The organism is Streptomyces botrytidirepellens (assembly GCF_003721215.1).
GTDB lineage: Bacteria > Actinomycetota > Actinomycetes > Streptomycetales > Streptomycetaceae > Streptomyces > Streptomyces himastatinicus.
On the sequence record NZ_RIBZ01000593.1, the window covers coordinates 1 to 3930 of the forward strand.

General features: G+C 72.9%; 3 protein-coding genes. 1 reads left to right on the forward strand and 2 read right to left on the reverse strand.

Going from position 1 to position 3930, the window contains the following annotated elements:
* Positions 1-112 precede the first annotated feature (112 nt).
* A complete protein-coding gene (locus EEJ42_RS33335; RefSeq protein ID WP_123105753.1) occupies positions 113-934 on the reverse strand; it encodes a TetR family transcriptional regulator in 822 nt (273 codons plus the stop codon).
* An 85-nt stretch (positions 935-1019) separates the two neighbouring features.
* Positions 1020-2855, reverse strand: coding sequence for a 3-hydroxyacyl-CoA dehydrogenase family protein (locus EEJ42_RS33340; RefSeq protein WP_123105755.1), 1836 nt, complete (start codon positions 2853-2855; stop codon positions 1020-1022).
* Positions 2856-3289: 434 nt separating this feature from the next.
* Here EEJ42_RS33340 and EEJ42_RS33345 point away from each other — a divergent pair.
* Positions 3290-3930 (forward strand): HEAT repeat domain-containing protein (locus EEJ42_RS33345; protein WP_148082114.1); only part of this gene is annotated, 641 nt, incomplete at its 3' end.

Here is a 3930-nt window from a genome sequence, read left to right on the forward strand (position 1 = left end):
CCCGTCCAGGGGGCACCTCCCAGCGGTAGCTGGGGGAGACCGAGGACCGGGGTCCGGGGCGGAGCCCCGGGTCGGGGAGGGGCGGGGTGGGGGACTTGGCGCTTCGCCGAAGCTACCGCTTCAGGGCTCGTTCGATCGTTCGCATGACCTCGCCCAGCGGGGCATCCGTGCGGGCCACCATCACCACCACGTCCTCCTCCTCGCCCGGCGAGGACACGCTCACCGCGGGGCGGCCCGGGGCGGGGCGGCCCGCGCCGATGCCGGTGCCGAAGGTTTCGCGCACGATGGCGAAGGCGTGGTCCAGCTGGGCCTCGACGTCGCCCTCGCCCCGCGCCCGCAGCCAGCGGCGCAGTACGTGGTTGTGGGCCGTGACCACGGCGGAGGCGGCGACCTCGGCCAGCAGGGGGTCGTCGTCGCCGTCGTGGTGGGCGCCCTCGTCGAAGTGGCCCAGGAGGTAGCGGGTGAACAGCCGCTCGTAGCGGGCCACCGAGGCGATCTCGCGCTCGCGCAGGGCGGGGACCTCGCGGGTCAGCCGGTAGCGCTCGACGGAGACCGCTGGGGAGGCCGCGTACATGCGCATGACCTCCTTGATGCCCCGGCACACCGTGTCCAGCGGGTTCTCATGGGCCGGTGCCGCGTCCAGCACCGCGGCGGCCCGCACGAGCGTGTCGTCGTGGTCCGGGAAGATCGCCTCTTCCTTGGACCGGAAATGGCGGAAAAACGTGCGTCGGGCCACGCCCGCTCTGGCCGCGATCTCGTCGACCGTGGTCGCCTCGTACCCCTGCGTCGCGAACAACTCCATGGCGGCCGCCGCGAGTTTGCGGCGCATGGTCAAGCGCTGGGCGGCGGCGCGGCGACTGCCGGCCGTCTCTCCGCCGTCGGAGGAATTCGAGCGGTTACGCTGCGTACGAGTGGCCTTTACGGGCTGGGACATGTGGGGAACGTAACACGCTTGTGAGTGCTGGTGCGGGGGCGGACCGAAGGACGGTTCCAGCAGTCCGCCCCAGCCCAGCGGATGCTCAGGCCTTCGCATACTCGCGGAAGCCGCGCCCCGTCTTGCGGCCCAGGCAGCCCGCCGCGACGAGGTGTTCCAGCAGCGGCGCGGGCGCCAGACCCGGGTCGCGGAAGGCGCGGTGCAGGACCTTCTCGATGGCCAGCGAGACGTCCAGCCCGACCACGTCCAGCAGCTCGAAGGGGCCCATCGGATAGCCGCCGCCGAGCTTCATCGCGGCGTCGATGTCATCGGGCGACGCGTAGTGCTCCTGGACCATCTTCACCGCGTTGTTCAGGTACGGGAAGAGCAGGGCGTTGACGATGAACCCGGCCCGGTCGCCGCAGTCCACCGGGTGCTTGCCGACCTCCCGGCACACGGTGTGCACGGTGGCCCGCGCCTCGTCCGAGGTCAGCACGGTGCGCACCACCTCGACCAGCTTCATCGCGGGGGCCGGGTTGAAGAAGTGCATGCCGATCACGTCCTGCGGGCGCGACGTGGCGCGTGCGCACGCGATGACCGGCAGCGAGGAGGTGGTGGTGGCGAGCACCGCGCCCGGCTTGCACACCTTGTCGAGCACGGTGAACAGCTCCTGCTTGACGGCCAGATCCTCCGCCACCGCCTCCACCACCAGGTCCGCGTCCGCGAACGCGTCGAGGGAGTCGGCCGGGGTGATCCGGGCCAGCGCCCGCTCCCGCACCTTCTCCGTCATCCGCCCCTTGGCCACCGACCGGGCCAGCGACTTGGCGATACGGGCCTTCGCCGTCTCCGCCTTCTCTTGGGTACGGGCCGCCAGCACCACCTCGTGGCCCGCCTTGGCGAAGACCTCGGCGATGCCGCCGGCCATCGTGCCCGAGCCCGCGACGCCGACCGTGCGCACCGGGCGGCCCAGGTCCGGGGACGGCGCCTGCGGGGCCGCGCCGTCCGGGACGGCGGTGCCGCTGCCGGGCGCCTCGTACGTATAGAAGCCGCGGCCCGCCTTGCGGCCGGTGAGCCCGGCCTCGGCCAGCTGGCCCAGGATCGGCGCGGGCGCGTGCAGCCGGTCGCCGGAGGCCGCGTACATGGCTTCCAGGACGGTACGGGCCGTATCGATCCCGATCAGGTCCAGCAGGGCCAGCGGGCCCATCGGCAGCCCGCAGCCGAGCTTCATCGCGGCGTCGATGTCCTCGCGCGCCGCGTACCGCGACTCGTACATCGCCGCGGCCTGGTTGAGGTAGCCGAACAGCAGCCCGTCGGCGATGAATCCGGGCCGGTCGCCGAGCGCGACCGGCTCTTTGCCGAGGTCGCGGGCGAGCGCGGTGACCGCGTCGACGGCGGCGGGCGCCGTCAGCACGCTGGAGACGATCTCCACCAGCTTCATGGCGGGCGCCGGATTGAAGAAGTGCAGCCCCAGGACGCGTTCGGGGTGGGCGGATTCGGCCGCCAGCCGGGTCACCGACAGGGCGTTGGTGCCGGTCGCCAGGATGGTGTCGGGCCGGACGACGGCGTCCAGCGCGGCGAAGACGTCGTGCTTGATGCCGTAGTCCTCGGGCACCACCTCGACCACCAGGTCCGCGTCCGCCGCGGCGGAGACCTCCGTCGCGGTGCGGAAGCGGTCGAGCGCGGCCGTCCGCTCGCGCTCGGTCATCCGCCCGCGGCCCACCGCCCGGGCGGTGGCCACCTCCAGCGCGGTGACCGCCCGGCGGCAGGCGCTCTCGCTGATGTCGATGCCGATCACCTGACGCCCCGCACGGGCCAGGATTTCGGCGATGCCGGTGCCCATCGTGCCGAGCCCGACGACCGCAACAGTAGTGAGCGGGGCCCGGGAGGGGGAGAGATCAGAGGAGGACGTGGTGCTGACGCCGGTCTGTGGGAGACGGTCCATCGCGGACTCCAGAGGGTGTTCCCCGGAAGACGGGGATGAAGTGACGACTGGGACGATCGAGGGGAGCCTTCGGTGAAGAGCGGAGGAACGGCACCGCGATACGGGCCATCCGGACGGGCGTCCGGCGCCTGCTGCGGAATCTCCTCCGGCACCTACGACGAAAACTCCGACGGAAGGGCTTGCACGCTCCCTGGCGGACAGCGCCGCACGGAGGAAACTGCCCGTGGGAGACACACGGCGGGCCCTGTCCCGGGGCCATGCCGCAACTCTGCTGAAACTGCCGAACCGACGTCACACAAGGCGGCTGCGTCACCAGGCCGCCCGAGCAGGGGTGCTGCTCGTGTCGCCATATTAACTCGCGGGTAACCAAGACGCCAGAGCCGACTGTGAGTCCTGCGCGATGGCGCGGATCACCGGGGAGGGGAGACCTCGACATGGACGACGAATTCCGGACGCTGACGGAGCGGGTACGGGCCTCGCTCACATCACAACAGGAGACCGCGGCACACGCCTCGCTGCTCGCGCTCGTACGCCAGGGCACCCCCGCCGCGCGCGAACAGCTCGCCCGCATCCTCGTCGCGCCGGAGCAGCCGCTGTGGGCCCGCGAGACCGCCGCCTTCGTGCTGGGCAGTGCGGGCGACCGGCGGGCCTTCGAAACGCTCGTCCTGCTCCTCAACTACCGCGAGCCCGCGCGCTGCGCGACCGCCGCCCGGGTGCTGGCCCGGCTCGGCGACCCGCGCACCGCCCGCGCCGCCGCCGCCCTCGCCACCAACCCGCTGCGCACCGCGTACTCCCTGCACCCCATCCGGCTCCTCGTCGAACTCCGCGCCCCCGAGTCCGTACCGGCCCTGGTCGCCGCCCTGGAACGGCAGTTGGCCGCCCGCGACCGGCACTGGGCCATCGCGCGCGCCTGCGTCGAGGGGCTGGGCGCGATCGGCGACGAACGCGCCATCCCCGCCCTCAAGGCGGCGGCCGAGCACATACGGCTCAGCGCCGCGGCCGCCGCCGCCCTGGCCCGCATCAGCGTCGGCGGCTCCCTGGACCCGGAAGCCGCCCCGCCCCCCGCCCCGCGCTC